The following is an 18,662-nucleotide window of genomic DNA, read 5'->3' on the forward strand; positions in this document are numbered from 1 at the left end:
CAATGAAAAAAAATGTAACAGAGTTATACAACAAAATCGGCTACGAGTTTTCTGATCAAGGTTTACTTGAACAGGCAATGACGCACCGCAGTCACAAAGGTCAGCATAACGAGCGCTTGGAGTTTTTAGGCGACTCAATTTTGAGCTTTGTTATTGCTAATGCACTTTATGCCAAATTCCCAAAAGCACGTGAAGGCGACTTAAGCCGCATGCGTTCAACACTGGTACGTGGTCAAACACTTGCTGAGTTTGGCGTTGAATTTGGTTTAGGTGATTACTTACGTTTAGGCCCAGGTGAGCTTAAAAGTGGTGGATTCCGCCGCGAATCAACACTTGCCGATGCAGTAGAAGCCATTATTGGTGCCGCGTTTTTAGATTCAGGTATCGAGCGTTGCAGCGAGCTTATTTTATCGTGGTACGAATCACGGTTAGATGCTATTTCACCAGGGCTTAACCAAAAAGATCCGAAGACCCTGCTGCAAGAGCATCTACAAGGTCGCAAACTTCCTTTACCAGGCTACACTGTGGTTGATACAAAGGGCCAAGCGCACAATCAAACATTCACGGTTGAATGTATTGTTGATGGAATGGATAGCATAATTTCTGTTGGTAGCTCACGCCGTAAGGCCGAACAAAAAGCTGCTGAAAAAGCATTGAAGATAATTAAAAATGAATCTTGATACCCTAATACAACCTCATGAAGGTGATGTTGATACATTTTGTGGCATGATTGCCATTGTAGGACGTCCTAACGTAGGTAAATCGACTTTACTCAATGAGATTATTGAGCAAAAAGTCAGTATTACTTCACGTAAGCCGCAAACAACGCGCCACCGTATTATGGGTATTCATACAGAAGGTAAGCATCAAGCCGTTTATGTTGATACGCCGGGACTTCACATAGAAGAAAAGCGCGCAATTAACCGCTTAATGAACCGCGCTGCGTCTAGTTCGATTGGTGACGTAGAGCTGATTATTTTTGTGGTTGAAGGAACACACTGGACTGCTGATGATGAAATGGTACTAAATAAAGTATCGCAAAGCGGTAAGCCAGTGATGTTGGTTATTAATAAAATTGACCAAGTGAAAGACCGTGATTTAGTGCTTCCGCACATGAAGTTATTAGGCGATAAGTTTGACTTTGTGAGCATTATGCCCGTTTCGGCTAAGCAAGGTAAAAATGTTGACCTTATAAAAGACGAAGTAACCAAACGTCTTCCGCCATGTGAGTTTTACTTTCCTGATGACTACGTAACCGATCGTTCGATGCGCTTTATGGCTGCAGAGGTTATCCGTGAAAAGCTAATGCGCTTTATGGGTGAAGAGTTACCTTACTCGGTTACTGTTGAAATAGAGCAGTTTAAGTGGCAAGAAAACGGTGTTTGGCATATCAATGGCTTAATTTTAGTTGAACGTGAAACACAAAAACGCATGGTTATTGGTAACAAAGGCGAAAAGCTAAAAGTAATTGGCCGTGAAGCCCGTAAAGACCTTGAAGAGATGCTTGATAACAAAGTATTTTTAGAGCTTTGGGTAAAAGTTAAGTCTGGTTGGGCTGATGACGAACGCGCACTTAGAAGCCTAGGCTATGGTGAAGACTAAAATAGTAAGTAACCTACTTTATGGATAGTGACTTCTATACCGCATATTTATTACACCGACGTCCTTATAGTGACTCACAAGTAATGCTCGATATGCTAGTAGAAGGCGTTGGCCAGCTTAGAATGATCGCACGAATTAGTGGCCGCCAGGCCACTAAACACAAAGCGCAATTGCAACCCTTTCAACCTCTACTTGTTCACTATAGTGGTAAGTACGATTTAAAATACATTAATAAATTTGAGCTGCACGGCGCACCGCTTTTTCTATCTGGTGACGAGCTTTATTGTGGGTTTTATTTAAACGAGTTAACAAACAGAATAGTGCCTGTTAATGAGCCTATTGAACAAGCTTATGAGCTTTATAAATCTCATTTAGAAAACTTAAACCGTGGCGTCAATTTGCAATCTGTTTTGCGTTCGTACGAATTTCAATTACTAGAATTATTAGGTTACGGTGTTGATTTCAGTTTTGATACCAACGGTGAGCCAATAGATGAAGCGCTTACGTATAGTTATTTCTCTGAACTTGGGTTTGTTATCCAAGAAGATACTCGCTCAGGTTTTAGCGGTGAACAGCTTCAAGCAATAGCAAATCATGACTTTAGCCGAAAAGATGTGTTATATATGGCAAAACAGTTAAGTCGCTATTTACTAAAACCTTTGTTAGGTAATAAGCCATTAAAAAGCCGTGAGTTATTTACGGCCTCTCAATAAACGTAATTTTACAGGTAAAACAATGAAAGATATTCTTTTGGGTGTAAATGTTGATCACATTGCAACGCTTCGCCAAGCACGAGGAACAACTTATCCTGACCCAGCGCATGCAGCAAGCGTTGCAGAGCACGCTGGTGCAGACGGCATTACCATTCATTTACGTGAAGACCGCCGCCACATTCAAGACCGTGACGTGTACGTAATGGCAAAAACAATTCAAACTCGTATGAACCTCGAAACAGCAGTAACCGATGAAATGATTGCTATTGCTTTAGAAGTGAAGCCTGAATATGTTTGTTTAGTGCCGGAAAAACGAGAGGAATTGACCACTGAGGGCGGTTTAGATGTTGCAGCTAATATAGAAAAAATAAAAGCGGCAACTAAAACCCTTACTGATGCAGGGATTAAAGTCTCATTATTTATTGACGCGGATACTGCACAATTAGATGCTGCAAAAGCCTGCGGCGCACCTTATGTAGAAATACACACCGGTGCATACGCAGATGCTACAAACGATAGCGACTTAAGCAAAGAACTTGAACACATTCGTCAAGGTGTACAATACGCAGCAAGTTTAGGCTTAATTGTAAATGCAGGGCATGGTTTAAATTACCATAATGTAAAGCCAATAGCGGCTATGCCAGAAATTTATGAGTTAAATATAGGCCACGCTATTATTGCGCGTGCCGCCATTGATGGCCTAGATAAAGCGGTGCGTGATATGAAGCGCCTAATGATTGAAGCGCGGATTTAACTTCAATTATAAATAGCTGTTTTAACTTAACAATCACATATGAGTGTTAAGGCATAATTGAAAGACGCGCTTAAAGCACGTCTTTTTTGTTTTTACTGTCCATTTTTGCGTCAACCAATAGGTTTTCAAGCTCATCTTGTAGCTCAAAAAGTTCAGGTTCTATATTTTCGAGCACGCACTCATTTTTAAGTGAAGTCTCAATAGTTTCAGCTAACGATTTTAATTTCGGTACACCGGTGTAGCAACACGCACCATGAAATTTATGCACAATACTGAGTACTTGTTCGCAAGCTTCATTATCAATAGCTTTAGTTAGTAAATTAAGCGTTTCTGGTACGCTTAAAAGCAGCATATTAAGCATTTCAAGCGCCAATTCGTTTTTTCCACCAGCCCGTTGTAATGCAAGGGGCCAATCTATTCGGCTACTCTCAAAAGGCGCTGGACTTTGTGGTATTTCATTTTTGTTTTTTTCACGGTTTATTGGCGTTTGTGGGCTGTGGTCGCTAATAATTTGTTTAAGTGTATCTTCATCAATAGGCTTGGTTAAATACCCTTTAAAGCCATCTTTCAGTAGTTGTTCTTTTTCACTATGCAAGGCATGCGCAGTTACTGCAATTATAGGTGTATCTTCATTAAGGGATGACTCTTGGATAAGTTTACATGCGGTTATGCCATCCATTATCGGCATTTGAATGTCCATAAAAATAACATCATACTTATGACTTTTACTTAAACTATAAGCTTGTGAACCATTATGAGCGGTATCAATTACTTCAACCTGTTCATCGAGCAATGTACATATAAGTTTTAAGTTAGCATCGTTATCATCAACAACCAGCACTTTAAGCGGTAATAATTTTTGCTCGCTCTGCTCTATATTATGAACAGGGTGGTCGAGTCTATATGGTGCGGCAAGCACTTCACATAACTTACGATGATTAAGCGGCTTACTTAAGCAAGCATCTGCACCGCTGCCAATAAACGCCTCACGCATATTATGTGAAACGGTATTAAGCATTAAATATAAATAGTCGGTCGAGTCTCTTACCGTTTTTACATAGCCTTTTAATAGTTGCATGTGATCAACCGATGCCATGTGACCAATTAAACAAATATCAAATTTAGTTTGGGTATTTTCTACGGCCGATAAAAAGCTGGCTTCGTTAAAGCATGGCGTTACATTTGCTTGCCACTCAGTCAATAAGGACAGTACAGCATGATGCGTATGCTCGTGCGGCTCAAGGTATAAAATACGCTTACCAATGAGTGACTTACTTGGTAGATCGTTTGTAAATACGTGATTAGGCAGTCTAAAAACACTATTAAATGTAAAACACGTTCCGTTACCAGGTGCTGAGTTTAACGATATTCGACCATTCATCGCTTCAACAATATGTTTGGTGATAATCAGACCGAGGCCTGTACCCCCAAATTTGCGCGTTATGCTTGAATCTGCTTGGCCAAAAGGAGTAAACAATGAATCTTGCTTATCCATTGGTATACCCACACCGGTATCTGTTACTGACACTAAAACAGAGGCACTTTCTTCATCAAGTAAGCGGTAGCTAATATCTACTTTTATAGAACCTTGCTCGGTAAATTTAATTGCGTTACTTAATAAATTAATAAGTACTTGTTTAAAGCGAGTAGGATCGCCAGTCAAGTCGTCAGGGACCTGCGGGTTTATATAAATAGAGAGCTCAAGCTGTTTTTCATGGGCGCTTGGGGCAAGCAATGTCATTACTTCATTTACTGCATCGCGCAATTGAAATTGAATCGATTCAAGTTCCATCGCTCCAGCTTCTAGTTTAGAAAAATCTAAAATATCGCTGATAATAGTCATTAAACTATTAGCCGATAACATGATTGTATCTAGGTAATCTTTTTGATGCTTGTTCAGTGGTGTTTTATAAAGCTGGCGGGTAAATCCCATTACACCATTAAGTGGTGTACGCAACTCGTGACTCATTTTTGCTAAAAAGTCTGACTTAACACGATTGGCATCTTGTGCTTCTTTTTTTGCCATTGTGAGCTGAATATTTTGCGTTTCATATTGTTCAAGCGTTTCACGATAATCACTGGTTGCTTGGTCAATATTTTTTTGCATTTCGTCTTTTTGCATTACCATAGTATCGGCTATGGTATTTAACCCTTCACGAAGAATATCAAATTCACCCAACATGGTATCGGTAAGGCCAGTACTTCTTTTTCCCTCAACGAGTTTGTCGGTTGCAAGTACTAACTTATTTAAAGGGGTCATGAACATGCGGCTAAGTTTAAATGCCATAATTGCCGCTAATACCAAAGATAAAATAATAACAATGCCACTAATAAGTAAGGCGCGTTGTTGGCCTATAACGGCTTTATCTTTGTTTAGCTGTAAAATGACCGTACCTAACGATGTTTGAAAGGCTGAAGCGTCCCATTGAGTATTAGGTGAAGAATGACCAACAATTGGCGTATAGAAAGTAATTATATCTTTTGAGGATTCTATTTTTGTGGCTTTAAGCGATTTAAGAGACGCTTGATTGATTAATTCATCGAATGAGCGGTGGTAATTACTCGTCATCAACAGCTCGTTGTTAGTGTCAAATATAGCAATTGATTTAATAGACGGGGAGTGCCGATTATGTGTAAAACTGATTAAACGATTTAGTAATACTTTATTTTTATCAAGAAGTGGTTGTTCTAAGGCAATAGCTAGAGGCTCTGAAATAGTTGCACCTTGCTGATATAAAATTTCATCAAGCTCAATGTAACGATTTACTGTAAAATAACCACCAAGCAGCAATCCAATGATCACCGTGGGGATCAGGGTCAAAGTTAAAACAGAATCACGTAAGCCTAATTTGGTCATAGTGGGAGCATTATTATCATTATTAGTATGTTTTGAGTATATACGTTTCGATGCCTATTCTCAAAGCTTCACCTACACGTGATTAGTTACGAGTTTTAACCTAAATAAATGTAAGGTAATGCCACATGGCGCAAATTTTTAAAGCGAAAAAAAAACCTCTTCAACAAAAGTCAGTGGTGCTCGATATAACAAATATGGATCACCAAGGCCGTGGCGTAGCAAAATATAACAATAAAGTATGCTTTGTCGCAGGCGCATTACCGGGCGAGAAAGTAAAAGCGACCCTTGTTGATGATAAGGCGCGCTACAGTAGTGCAATTACACACAAAGTGATTAAAGCAAGTGAAGCCAGAGTAGCGCCTTTTTGTGAGCATTATAACCATTGTGGAGGCTGTCAATTACAGCATTTAGATGTAAACCAGCAAGTAGTTGAAAAGCAAGCAGCAGTTGAACAGCTTTTCGAAAAATTTGCCAAGCAAACAAATTTAAACTGGCAAGCTCCATTATTAAGTAGTGCAACGCATTATAGGCGAAGTGCACGGATAGCGGTTATGTTTGATAAGGCCGCTAAAAAAATGCGTATAGGGTACAGAGCGAGTGGTTCAAAAAATATTGTAAGTATTAATAAGTGTGCGGTTTTGACTGACGCCTATGAAACTGTTTTTACACTCTTTGATGAATTAATTAATCACAATAAGCCATTACACAGTATAAGCCACCTACAATTATGCCAAAGTGAAACGCATAACTTTGTTGTCATTCGTCACACTAAAGCAATTAGTGATGAAGTAAAAGCTGTGGTAATAAAAGCCTGTACGCCTTACAAATACTCAGTTATTTGGCAAAGCGAAAGTGATGTAATTGACCATACTAATATTACTATGCCTTACTATTACCTAGATGAATTTAAACTAAAATTTGAGTTTGGTTTGGATAATTTTATTCAAGTTAATGCTCAAGTTAATCAAGCTATGTTAAAACAATCGGTAGATTGGCTTGGTTTAAGTGGTAATGAAAATATATTAGATTTATTTTGTGGTATTGGTAACTTTTCACTTGTGCTGGCAAAACAAGCAAAAACGGTGATTGGTATAGAAGGTGTTGCTTCTGCGGTTGCAATGGCCGCGCAAAATGCGCAAACTAACTCTATCAGTAACGCGCAGTTTCATTGTTTTGATTTAACGCAAAAAATACAAAATGCGCAGTGGTTTAATAAAAACCTAGATGTGTTGGTATTAGACCCTTCACGTACTGGTGCAATGGCTATATTAGAGCAATTACCTTTAAAGCAATTTAAAACAATTTTATACGTCTCTTGCGACCCTGTTACCCTAGCCCGTGACAGCGCTATTATTTCGCAAGCAGGCTTTGAGCTCAACAAAATTGGGCTAATGAATATGTTTCCTCATACTGGGCATATTGAAACTATGGCGTTATTTCAACGGAGGTAAAGCGCATTATGGTAGCGACACGTCAATCACATCAACAAGATGAAACGGGTGATCTTTTTACACGGTTAAAAGCACTCGACCTATCTACAGAAAAGACTCAGTTGCTTAATAAGGCGCAAGCGCTTTGTGTTAAAAGTGATAACCAAGACTGGCAAAATACAGCCATAGAAATGGTGGAAATTTTAGTCGAGTTAAACCTCGATGCTGAGTCGTTAGCTACAGCGTATCTAACACCCTATTTTTTAAATGATGTGGTCTCCCTTGAAACCGTTCAAGAGCAGCTTGGAAGCAATATATCTTTGTTGTTAACAGGGGTTTCTCAAATGGCGACTATTAGTACTTTGTCGCACCAAGGTAAAGGCACTGTTCAAGTCGATAATATTCGTAAAATGTTATTAACCATGGTTGAGGATGTGCGCGCTGTGGTGATTAAACTTGCTGAGCAGGTATGTCATTTACGTAACGTTAAAAATGCAGGTGAAGAAGAGCGTGTTATTGCCGCCAAAGAAACAGCTGACATTTTTGCTCCTTTAGCAAACCGACTTGGTATTGGCCAGTTAAAGTGGGAACTTGAAGATTTATCGTTCAGGTATTTACGCCCAGATACGTATAAAAAAATAGCAAAACAGCTTGATGATAAACGTCTTGCCCGTGAAGCCTATATGGAAGACATGGTAGAACAGGTTAAAAGCCGTTTAAGTGAAGCAGGTATAGAGGCTGAGGTATATGGTCGGCCTAAGCATATCTACAGTATTTACAAAAAAATGGCGCAAAAAAACTACGAGTTTGATCAACTTTTTGACATACGTGCTATGCGTATTGTGGTTGACCGCTTGCAAGATTGCTACGGTGCGCTCGGTATAGTGCATACCAACTGGCGCCATTTGAACAAAGAGTTTGATGACTATGTTGCAACGCCTAAGCAAAATGGCTATCAGTCAATCCATACCGTTGTTTTTGGCCCTGAGGGCAAAACCGTAGAAATACAAATACGCACGCAAGATATGCATCAAGATGCAGAACTAGGTGTAGCCGCTCATTGGATGTACAAAGAAGGGGCTTTACCTGGGCGAGGCTCGGGTTACGAGCAAAAAATTAGCTGGTTACGTAAATTACTGCAATGGCAAGAAGAAGTGGTGGATGGCGGCGATTTAGCTGAAGAACTAAAAAACCAAGTTGTTGAAGACCGTGTATATGTATTTACCCCGCGCGGCGATATTTTTGATCTACCATTAGGGGCCACGCCGCTCGATTTTGCTTACTACATTCATTCTAATGTGGGACACCGTTGTATTGGCGCAAAAGTATTTGGCAAAATAGTGCCGTTTACGCATCAATTAACGACGGGCGATCAGGTCGAAATTCTCACACAAAAACAGCCAAATCCCAGCAGAGATTGGTTAAATCCGTCACTGGGTTATATTAAATCATCTCGTGCACGTGCCAAAATACACCATTGGTTTAAGCAACTTGACCGCGACAAAAACCTAAGTGCGGGTAAAGAAATTCTTGATAACGAGCTGCAAAAGCTTGATTTAACATACAAAGATTTAGCCCCAGCAATCAAGCGATTTAACTTTAAAGAGCTTGATGACTTAATGGTCGCAATTGGAGCAGGCGATGTGCGTCTTAACCAAATGCTTAATTTTGTTACTGACCGTACAGAAGACGAACCTGTTATTCGTTTTAAAGCACCAAGCAAAGTAACGGGCGATAAAAACGGCATAGTGGTTGATGGTGTGGGTAGTTTAATGAGCCACGTTGCTAAATGTTGCCGCCCCGTTCCAGGTGATCAGATCATCGGTTATATCACGCAAGGCCGCGGTATTGGTGTACATCGTGATGATTGTGATTCATTTAATAATTTGAAAACGCAGCACCCAGAGCGTGTTGTTGAAGTTAGTTGGTCTGAAGATATAAATGGATCATACGCGCTCAGTATAAAAATTGAAGCAAGCGACAGATCTGGACTAATTCGTGATATCAGTTCTGTACTGGCTAACGAAAAAGTAAACGTACTTAACATGAATGTAAATACCGTGGGCGCTGACCAGTTAGCAGTATTTACCATGCAAATAGAAGTACATGATTTATCGGGCACTAATCGAGTACTGTCTAAATTGCACCAAATTGAAGGTGTTCACCATGCTAAGCGAGGGCAGTAGCTTTGGCTAACCATTCAGCATTAACAGAATTACTGAATATCATGCAAAGACTAAGAGATCCCAATGGTGGTTGCCCTTGGGATCTCAAACAAGACTTTAAATCAATTGTGCCGCATACACTTGAAGAAGCCTACGAAGTTGCCGACTGTATAGAATCGGGTAATTTAAGTGAGCTTAAAAATGAGCTTGGAGACTTACTGTTTCAAATTGTTTTTTATGCCCAATTAGCTCAAGAGCAAAGCTTGTTTGACTTTAACGACGTAATAGAACAACTAAATGCAAAATTAACACGTCGCCACCCTCATGTTTTTGGCGATAAAAAAGCCCTCAATGATGAGCAGTTGTCAGCTCAGTGGCAAGCTATTAAAGCCCAAGAGCGAAGCGAAAAAGCAATGTCTGAAGAATCACTGTTATGGCAAGATATTCCTGCAAATATGCCAAGCCTTAGCAAGGCTAAAAAAATTCAACAGCGAGTGGCTTCAATGGGATTTGACTGGCCCACCTATCATGGCGCACTTGATAAAGTAAGCGAAGAAGTACTTGAGGTTAAAGAAGCAATAACACAAAACCCCTTATCGGATCACACGGCAGAAGAGCTTGGCGATTTACTGTTTGCCACTGTTAATGTAGCGCGTCACGTTAAACGCGACCCAGAGCAGCTCCTCAGAAATGCAAATGACAAGTTTTCTGCCCGATTTGAAAAGGTACAGGCGTACTTGCAAGCACAAGGTAAAAGCTTAGACACGGCAAGCCTTGAAGAAATGGATAATGCATGGGAAGCAATCAAAAAACATAAATAAAATAGCGCACGTTTTTTAATCGCCCATTCGCTAATTTTAGCTGGATTGCTAAAGCGTGTTTTGGTACAATTTCGCCCCGTCTTGATGATATGCCCATAGCCATTTTTTTGGGTGTTATATTCCTTTTAATTCCTGATATTCTAGGGTTCGCATGAGTACAAAATTTATCTTCGTTACTGGCGGGGTTGTTTCTTCGTTGGGTAAAGGTATTGCAGCAGCATCGTTGGCGGCTATTTTAGAAGCCCGTGGCTTAAATGTTACTATTTTAAAGCTGGATCCTTACATCAACGTTGACCCAGGCACAATGAGCCCAATTCAACACGGTGAAGTATACGTTACAGAAGACGGCGCAGAGACTGATCTTGATTTAGGTCACTACGAACGTTTTATTCGCACCAAAATGACTAGCCGAAATAACTTCACACAAGGCCGCGTATATGAAGACGTATTACGTCGCGAGCGTCGTGGTGAATACTTAGGCGCAACTATTCAGGTTATCCCTCATATCACTAACGATATTAAACAGCGTGTTTACGAAGGCGCTGAAGGCCATGATATAGCAATTGTTGAAATTGGTGGCACAGTAGGTGATATAGAATCACAACCGTTTATCGAAGCAATTCGTCAAATGGGCACAGAGATAGGTCGCGAACGCGCACTCTTTATTCACTTAACGTTAGTGCCTTTCTTAGGCCCTGCAGGCGAAGTGAAAACAAAACCAACACAGCACTCAGTTAAAGAACTTCGCTCTGTTGGTATTCAGCCAGATATTCTAATTTGTCGTTCAGACCGTAAGTTACCTAACAATGAGCGTGCAAAAATTGCATTGTTTACCAATGTAGAAGAAAAAGCGGTAATTTCACTACCTGATGTAGACAGTATTTATAAAATTCCAGCACTGTTAAAATCACAAGAACTAGATAACTTTGTATGTCGTCGTTTTCACTTAGACGCACCTGAAGCTGATTTAGTTGAGTGGGAACAAGTATTGTACCAAGAGTCTAACCCTACGGGTGAAGTAACCATTGGCATGGTTGGTAAATACATTGAACTACCCGATGCATACAAGTCGGTTAACGAAGCTTTAAAACATGCGGGCCTTAAAAACCGTTTAACTATCAACATTGAATATGTTGATTCACAAGATCTAGAAAGCAAAGGTGTAGAGCTGCTTTCTCACCTTGATGCTATTTTAGTTCCAGGCGGTTTTGGTGGTCGTGGTGTTGAAGGTAAAATTTTAGCGGCCAAATACGCACGTGAAAATAAAGTGCCTTACTTAGGTATTTGTTTAGGTATGCAAGTGGCGCTTATTGAGTATGCACGTAATGTTGCAGGCTTAACCGATGCAAACTCTACAGAATTTAATGCTAAATCAGCAGCGCCTGTTGTAGGTTTAATCACTGAGTGGTTAGACGCCGAAGGTAAAGTGGAAGTTCGTGACGAGAAATCAGATCTTGGTGGCACAATGCGCTTAGGCGCTCAAAAATGTCACTTAGCACCAGGCTCTAAGGTACACGAAGTTTACGGTAGCGACGAAATTGTAGAACGTCATCGTCACCGTTATGAAGTTAATAACAACTTTGTAGACCAACTTGAAAAAGCAGGTTTAACATTCTCTGGTTTATCTGAAGATAAAAAACTAGTAGAAATTATTGAAAACAAAGATCACCCTTGGTTTATTGCCGCGCAGTTCCACCCGGAATTCACGTCAACACCACGTGATGGTCACCCGCTATTTGAAGGATTTGTAGCAGCAGCGCATATCCACCAAAAAGCGTCGTCGTAATTTATAAAAAGCCGTGCATATATTGCACGGCTTTTTTGTTTTAAGACTGACTAAACTATGCAAAACATAGTAAAGTAAACAAAACTCACCATTTTGGGAATATAGAGGAAACAAGATGTCAAATATCGTAAAAGTAATTGGTCGCGAAATCATGGACTCGCGTGGTAACCCAACTGTTGAAGCTGATGTACATTTAGCTGATGGCTCATGGGGTCGTGCGGCAGCACCTTCTGGCGCATCTACTGGTACTCGCGAAGCATTAGAGTTACGTGATGGTGACAAAGCGCGTTACTTAGGTAAAGGCGTATTAAACGCGGTTGGTTACATCAATAAAGAAATTGCTGATGCGCTAGCTGGCCAAGACGCACTTAACCAAAGTGCAGTTGATAAAGTAATGCTAGATTTAGACGGCACTGAAAACAAAGAAAAATTAGGTGCAAATGCAATCTTAGCAGTATCACTAGCAACAGCTAAAGCCGCAGCTCAATCTAAAAAAGTAGAGCTATACGAGCACATTGCTGATTTAAACGGCACACCGGGTGTTTATTCAATGCCACTTCCAATGATGAACATCATCAATGGTGGTGAACACGCAGATAACTCTGTAGATATTCAAGAATTTATGATCCAACCTGTTGGCGCTTCAAACTTCCGTGAAGGCTTACGTATGGGCGCAGAAGTTTTCCACAGCCTAGCAAAAGTACTTAAAGCAGATGGTCACTCAACAGCTGTAGGTGATGAAGGTGGCTTTGCGCCAAACCTTGAGTCTAACGAAGCAGCACTTGCAGCAATTAAAGTTGCGGTAGCAAACGCAGGTTACGAGTTAGGTAAAGATATTACGCTTGCAATGGATTGTGCTGCCTCTGAGTTTTACGACAAAGAAGCAAACATCTACGATCTTAAAGGTGAAGGCAAAAAATTCACGTCTGAAGAATTTAACTTCTTTTTGCAAGAGCTTACTCAGCAATACCCAATCGTTTCTATTGAAGATGGCTTAGATGAGTCTGATTGGGATGGATTTGCTCACCAAACTAAATTAATGGGCGATAAAATCCAGTTAGTAGGTGATGATTTATTCGTAACTAACACTAAGATTTTAAAACGTGGTATCGACAACGGTATTGCTAACTCAATCTTAATTAAGTTTAATCAAATCGGCTCACTAACTGAAACGTTAGCAGCTATTAAAATGGCGAAAGACGCTGGCTTTACTGTTGTTATCTCTCACCGTTCTGGTGAAACAGAAGATGCAACAATTGCTGATTTAGCAGTAGGTACTGCGGCAGGTCAAATCAAAACAGGTTCATTAAGTCGTTCTGACCGCGTAGCTAAGTACAACCAATTACTTCGTATTGAAGAGCAATTAGGCGCTAAAGCACCGTACAACGGTTTAAAAGAAGTTAAAGGTCAGTAATTCTTTTTTAGAAACTGATTTTAAATTTTAAGCTATAAAATCCTCGCCAATGCGGGGATTTTTTGTTTAAGCTTTTTGAGTAATTACAACACTAATTAACAAGAATTCTCAATTAATTTGAGGTACTAATTTGGCGGTAATGGTGTTAAAACTTCATAAAAAGTTTTATAGAAAATTTAAGCCTTGTTGTCGACGAGGGTTAATCAAAGCAGAAATTGCTGTTTTAAAATTTCACCTGTAAAACTGGTTTTTAAGTAAAAGCCACGGGGCAGGGTTTTTATTATTTGCCCGTTTGGGCCAATGGCATCTGTCACAATTTTGCTATTAGCGGCTTTTGGACGAATTTGCATTGCATCGCCTAAATGGCCTGATATTTCATCAACCCTACCAAGCGCAATAAGCTCCATTTGCTCTTCCCAGTCGCGCTGTAATAAAGCGTCCTGCTCAGGCGTTGGCTGCCATAAAAAGCCACTGCCAATGGTTCTATTAAACGGTGCTATATCACGCTCGCTTAAAACCGGAAGCCATAAAACGTGGTTAAGCTTTTTACGAACCGCACTAGTGTGCCATGTCATGCCTGTTACGTTTATTAGTGGCGTTACCGATACAAAGGTGGTTTCAAGAGGTTTGCCCTTATAGGAAATAGGCAGCGTTTTGAGTTCAATACCTAAATCCTCAAAGTCTGGAAGGGGTTTAGAACCCGCGGTTGCACCTAAAACGTACTCAATTAATTGACCCGTCCAGCCTTTTTCTCTTAATAAATCATCAGGGGTTTTAAAGTTATATTGCTCGGCAAGTTGCCCAAGCGTAAGGCCTGCAATACTGTTAACTCGTTGGATAAGGTCATTAATTGAATGTGGTTTAGTTGGACGCATAGCACTAATTTGAGTTGAATAAATACCATGCTCATGATAGCAAATCAGCTAAGCCGTGGATATCTTTAGGGTTGTGTGTTTTTTGTTCGGTGGTTGGGTGTGTTAATTTTATACATTGTGAAAGTTGCACCTTATTTGTTAAGTTGCTGACTAGCTTGGTTTTTTTTTGTTAGCGAGTATTACTTGTATCAGTCGTAATAAAAGTTACAGGGATAAATACAACTATATAAACATGTTTATCCACAGAATCTGTGGAGAACATGGCATTTTCGATCTTGTATTGTGGATTTGTTTGCAAAATGAACGTGTTTTTTAAAAGTTATGCACAAACTGTGAGTAACTAGAGCAAAATAATAACTGCAATAGCTTTCATACATTTTTTTAAATCTTTTTACTCGTATCTCAGTATTTTCATCTCTGAGCTGAGTGTAAATTACACTTACCCAGTGGCTCGCTTATAATAGTGTTTGCCGTATTGCGGCTAATGTGGAACAATCATTAAAAATCGACTTACAAATGAGGCACTAAGGTGATTGATGCCGAAGGTTTTCGTGCCAATGTCGGAATTGTAATTTGCAATAATCAGGGACAAGTATTTTGGGCCAGGCGCTACGGTCAGCACTCTTGGCAATTTCCCCAAGGCGGTGTTGATGATGGTGAAACACCAGAACAAACTATGTACCGTGAATTACACGAAGAGGTCGGACTGCGACCAGAAGATGTAGAAATTGTCGCAAGTTCAAAACATTGGTTACGCTATAAATTACCCAAACGATTAATTCGTCGCGACTCAAGTCCGGTGTGTATTGGGCAAAAACAAAAATGGTTTTTACTGAAACTTCGTTGTAAAGACGAAGATGTAAACTTACTTAAAACTCATCACCCAGAATTTGATGACTGGCGTTGGGTGAGCTATTGGTATCCTGTAAGGCAGGTTGTGTCGTTTAAACGGGACGTTTACCGACGTGTAATGAAGGAGTTTGCTCCTTTCGCTATGCCTTTTAATAAAAGAGAACAACATAAAGACCACTGGCGAAGTAAAAGGTAATAACATTATAGTAAAATAAAGGAGCAGGACATGCTGGCAACATTGAGGTCTATTGCTGAGTCTGTATCGCAACAAGCGAATTTAGACACTGCATTAGTGTGCTTTGTGCAAATGGTTAAAGACGCCATGAAAACCCAGTGCTGCTCTATTTATTTTGCTGATTATAGCCAAGACAACTTTGTGCTTATGGCTACCGAAGGGTTAAATCCTGATGCGGTTGGTAAGTTTAGAATTGGCTTTACAGAAGGCTTAGTAGGATTAGTTGCTCAACGCGAAGAGCCCATAAATATTGCCTTTGCTAAATCACACCCGCGCTTTAAGCTCTCTCCTGAGGTAAACGAAGAAGGCTATAATGCTTTTTTGTCGGTGCCTGTGGTACATCAAAAAAAAGTGTTAGGCGTTATTGTTGTTCAACAAAAAATGGCCCGTGTTTTCAGCCAAGATGAAGAATCATTTTTAATAACGCTTTCTGCTCAGCTTGCTTCACAATTGGCACATGCCGAAATTAAAGAAGTACTTCGCCAAGACGAGTCATCTCATCAAACATCCGTTTTAAAAGGTGTATCCAGTGCACCGGGTATAGGTATAGGTACTGCTTTTGTTCTTTTACCAAAGCTTGACTTTAAATCAATTGAGCTTCAAAAAAATAGTGATGTAACTGAGCAGCGGCGGCTATTTACTCAAGCGGTGGCCGCCACACGTAAAGAATTTAACACGCTTTCGATGACGTTAAGTGACTCTATTCCTCAAGAGGCGTTAGCCGTATTTGATGTTTACCAACAGTTATTGGATGCTAAAAGTTTAGGTCACAATGTAGAGGTTCAGTTACTCGAGGGATGGTGTGCAAAAAGCGCGCTTAAAATTGTGATTGAGCGTTTAATTTCGCAATTTAATGCGATGCAAGACCCATACATAAAAGAGCGTGCTGTTGATGTTAAAGACATAGGCTTACGCGTATTGCATCACTTAGTTAATACTGAACACGCAATAAAAGATTACCCCCCAAATACTATTTTGATTGCTAATACATTAACCCCCGCCATGCTTGCTGAAGTACCAAAGGGGCATTTAGCAGGGGTTGTTAGTGTTAATGGCTCTGCCAATAGTCATGCTTCTATTTTGACTCGCGCAATGGGGATCCCTGCTATTTGGGGGATAGAAGACTTACCATTACTTCAATTTGATGGTAAACCAATGATTTTAGATGCATTTGCAGGGCGCTTGTATATCTCACCCTCGCAGATGTTATTAGATGAGTACGCAGACTTACAACATCAAGATAACCTGTTAAATAATCGCTTTTTAGCAGAGCAAGAGTATGAGTCTATTACTTTAGATGGCGAACACGTCAGTTTATTATTAAATGCCGGACTAGAGTTAAAAACAGATCAAAACAACGCTCATGTGTGCGACGGCGTAGGTTTATACCGCACTGAAGCGTGGTTTATGCAAAAAGGCCAGTTTCCTTCTCAGTTAGAGCAAGAAAATTGGTATCGAGAAGTGCTCACTAGTTATTACCCAAATCCCGTTGTAATGCGTACTCTCGATATTGGCGGCGATAAAGTGCTCGACTATTTTAATATAACCGAAGAAAACCCATTTTTAGGTTGGCGCGGTATACGTATTAGTCTTGATCACCCCGAGTTATTTTTGGATCAGCTCAAAGCAATGCTTAAGGCTAATATAGGTTTAGGCAATTTAAAAATAATGCTGCCGATGATCAGCGGCACTGAAGAAGTAGATGAAGCATTAGGGTTATTTGAACAAGCTTATTTTGAACTCAACGAACATTTTCCTGAGCAGCAAATAGATCGCCCCGATATTGGTATTATGCTTGAGGTGCCTTCCAGTGTGTTTATGTTGCCTGAATGGTCTAAAAAAGTAGATTTTTGTTCAGTAGGCAGTAACGATTTAACACAATATTTATTGGCAGTAGATAGAGCCAACGCGCGTGTTGCTGAGCTTTTTAATCCTTATCATCCCGGGGTGCTCAGAGTTTTAAGTAAAATAGCCAGTGAGTGTGAAAATTACGAATTACCCTTTAGTTTATGTGGTGAACTTGGTGGTGACCCAGAAGGGGCCATATTGCTAATAGCAATGGGCTACAGACGATTGAGTATGAACTTATCGTCTTTAAATAAGGTAAAATGGGTGCTTAGGCGTTTGAGCGTTGCCGACATGGAGCAGTTGTTGAGCGAGTGTTTAGCACAATCAACAGCTAAACAGGTCCTGCGTTTAACGCGCAATTTTATGTTAGAACATAATTTAGGTGACCTATTTTATACCCCAAAGTAAAAAGTACTGACTTAATTAATTTTAATACGCAGATGCTATTCGTTTTATAATCCTTTAACATATAAGCCTTCAAAAGGCATTTGAGATAACTATGTATGACTTAGGTTTGTTGGTCGCATGTTGCGCACTACTAGGCTGTATTGTTGGTTTTTTAGCAGGATTATTAGGTATTGGCGGCGGATTAATAATTGTGCCTGCACTGAGCACATTGCTGATTTTATTTAATGTTACATCTGCAGAACATGTTGTAGTTATTTCGATTGCGACCTCTTTGGCCTCTATTTTATTTACTTCTACGTCTTCAGCATTGGCTCATCATAAAAATGATAATGTGCCTTGGCATGTTGCACCTTGGGTTATGGCTGGTGTAGCAGTAGGGGCTTTAATTAGTGGCTTTGCCGCAAGCTTAATACCGGAGCAGTTACTTCGTAGTGTATTTGCAGTAAGTGTTGTATTTATTGCAGCTAGAATGGCGCTATCATCACGTAATAAACCCTCATCAACTAAGCCGCTCCCACCGGGTCCTATTTTAGGGTGTATTTCCGCTATTATGGGTGGTTTATCGGGCTTGATTGGTATTGGTGGTGGAGCGTTAATTGTGCCTATGCTCAATTACTTTTCTATTGATATAAGAAAAGCCATTGGCTGCGCTGCCGTTTCGGGCATTGTAATTGCCTTATTTGGCTCTATTGGCTACATTAGCGCGGGTTGGAAGGTGACCGACTTAGCACATGGTTTTGCAGGGTTTGTATATTTACCTGCGTTATTTGGTATTGTTATTACGTCGTGGTTTGTGGCGCCTTACGGGGCTAAAGCAACTCATTATTTACCTGTTAATACAATAAAGAAAGTTTTCGCGGTACTGCTTGTTGTTATCGCAATTAAAATGGTTTTTAGCTAAA

At 40.1% G+C, this 18,662-nt stretch carries 14 protein-coding genes; 12 read left to right on the top strand and 2 right to left on the bottom strand.

Annotation, left to right across the window (positions count from 1 at the left end; genetic code table 11):
- Positions 1-2: 2 nt before the first annotated feature.
- The 4 genes from rnc to pdxJ are packed head-to-tail and all read left to right on the top strand — an operon-like array spanning position 3 to position 3,069.
- Positions 3-680 carry a ribonuclease III gene (gene rnc / locus CWB65_RS13545; protein ID WP_006794149.1) on the top strand — a complete coding sequence of 226 codons (678 nt, stop codon included), beginning with the start codon at positions 3-5 and terminating at the stop codon, positions 678-680.
- Positions 670-1,602, top strand: a complete 933-nt coding sequence (gene era / locus CWB65_RS13550; RefSeq protein WP_008132750.1) for a GTPase Era — start codon at positions 670-672, stop codon at positions 1,600-1,602. Before rnc ends, era begins: the two co-directional genes overlap by 11 nt.
- Before the next feature lie 20 nt (positions 1,603-1,622).
- The gene (gene recO, locus CWB65_RS13555; RefSeq protein ID WP_006794151.1) at positions 1,623-2,315 is read left to right on the top strand and encodes a DNA repair protein RecO; all 693 of its coding nucleotides are present in this window, start codon (positions 1,623-1,625) and stop codon (positions 2,313-2,315) included.
- A gap of 22 nt (positions 2,316-2,337) precedes the next feature.
- Positions 2,338-3,069, top strand: a complete 732-nt coding sequence (pdxJ, locus tag CWB65_RS13560) for a pyridoxine 5'-phosphate synthase (RefSeq protein WP_008132749.1) — start codon at positions 2,338-2,340, stop codon at positions 3,067-3,069.
- 70 nt (positions 3,070-3,139) lie between these two features.
- On the opposite strand, the gene barA is transcribed toward pdxJ, so the two are convergent.
- Positions 3,140-5,926, bottom strand: coding sequence for a two-component sensor histidine kinase BarA (gene barA / locus CWB65_RS13565; RefSeq protein WP_138740776.1), 2,787 nt, complete (start codon positions 5,924-5,926; stop codon positions 3,140-3,142).
- Positions 5,927-6,051: 125 nt separating this feature from the next.
- On the opposite strand from barA, the gene rlmD reads away from it, so the two are divergent.
- The 5 genes from rlmD (at position 6,052) to eno (ending at position 13,542) form a co-directional block, all read left to right on the top strand.
- Complete coding sequence (rlmD, locus tag CWB65_RS13570; protein ID WP_138740777.1) at positions 6,052-7,377, top strand: 23S rRNA (uracil(1939)-C(5))-methyltransferase RlmD; 1,326 nt, start codon at positions 6,052-6,054, stop codon at positions 7,375-7,377.
- An 8-nt stretch (positions 7,378-7,385) separates the two neighbouring features.
- Complete coding sequence (gene relA, locus CWB65_RS13575; RefSeq protein WP_006794155.1) at positions 7,386-9,542, top strand: GTP diphosphokinase; 2,157 nt, start codon at positions 7,386-7,388, stop codon at positions 9,540-9,542.
- Positions 9,543-9,544: 2 nt separating this feature from the next.
- Positions 9,545-10,342: a nucleoside triphosphate pyrophosphohydrolase gene (gene mazG / locus CWB65_RS13580; RefSeq protein ID WP_008132740.1), complete on the top strand. Its 798-nt coding sequence runs from the start codon at positions 9,545-9,547 to the stop codon at positions 10,340-10,342.
- A 151-nt stretch (positions 10,343-10,493) separates the two neighbouring features.
- On the top strand, positions 10,494-12,128 hold the full coding sequence (pyrG, locus tag CWB65_RS13585; protein WP_006794157.1) for a CTP synthase: 1,635 nt from the start codon (positions 10,494-10,496) through the stop codon (positions 12,126-12,128).
- A gap of 115 nt (positions 12,129-12,243) precedes the next feature.
- Entirely contained in the window at positions 12,244-13,542 is a 1,299-nt protein-coding gene (gene eno, locus CWB65_RS13590; RefSeq protein ID WP_006794158.1) for a phosphopyruvate hydratase, read from the top strand.
- Between the two features lie 203 nt (positions 13,543-13,745).
- Here the strand turns inward: eno and mutH are convergent, their stop codons facing one another.
- On the bottom strand, positions 13,746-14,417 hold the full coding sequence (mutH, locus tag CWB65_RS13595; protein WP_138740778.1) for a DNA mismatch repair endonuclease MutH: 672 nt from the start codon (positions 14,415-14,417) through the stop codon (positions 13,746-13,748).
- A gap of 529 nt (positions 14,418-14,946) precedes the next feature.
- On the opposite strand from mutH, the gene rppH reads away from it, so the two are divergent.
- From rppH to CWB65_RS13610, 3 genes are all read left to right on the top strand, one after another.
- On the top strand, positions 14,947-15,465 hold the full coding sequence (rppH, locus tag CWB65_RS13600; RefSeq protein WP_006792674.1) for an RNA pyrophosphohydrolase: 519 nt from the start codon (positions 14,947-14,949) through the stop codon (positions 15,463-15,465).
- 30 nt (positions 15,466-15,495) lie between these two features.
- On the top strand, positions 15,496-17,760 hold the full coding sequence (gene ptsP, locus CWB65_RS13605) for a phosphoenolpyruvate--protein phosphotransferase (protein ID WP_058428516.1): 2,265 nt from the start codon (positions 15,496-15,498) through the stop codon (positions 17,758-17,760).
- 91 nt (positions 17,761-17,851) lie between these two features.
- Entirely contained in the window at positions 17,852-18,661 is an 810-nt protein-coding gene (locus CWB65_RS13610; RefSeq protein WP_006792676.1) for a sulfite exporter TauE/SafE family protein, read from the top strand.
- Position 18,662: the final 1 nt, after the last annotated feature.

Origin of the sequence: Pseudoalteromonas sp. S554, assembly GCF_005930865.1 — a bacterium.
Taxonomy (GTDB): Bacteria; Pseudomonadota; Gammaproteobacteria; order Enterobacterales; family Alteromonadaceae; genus Pseudoalteromonas; species Pseudoalteromonas marina.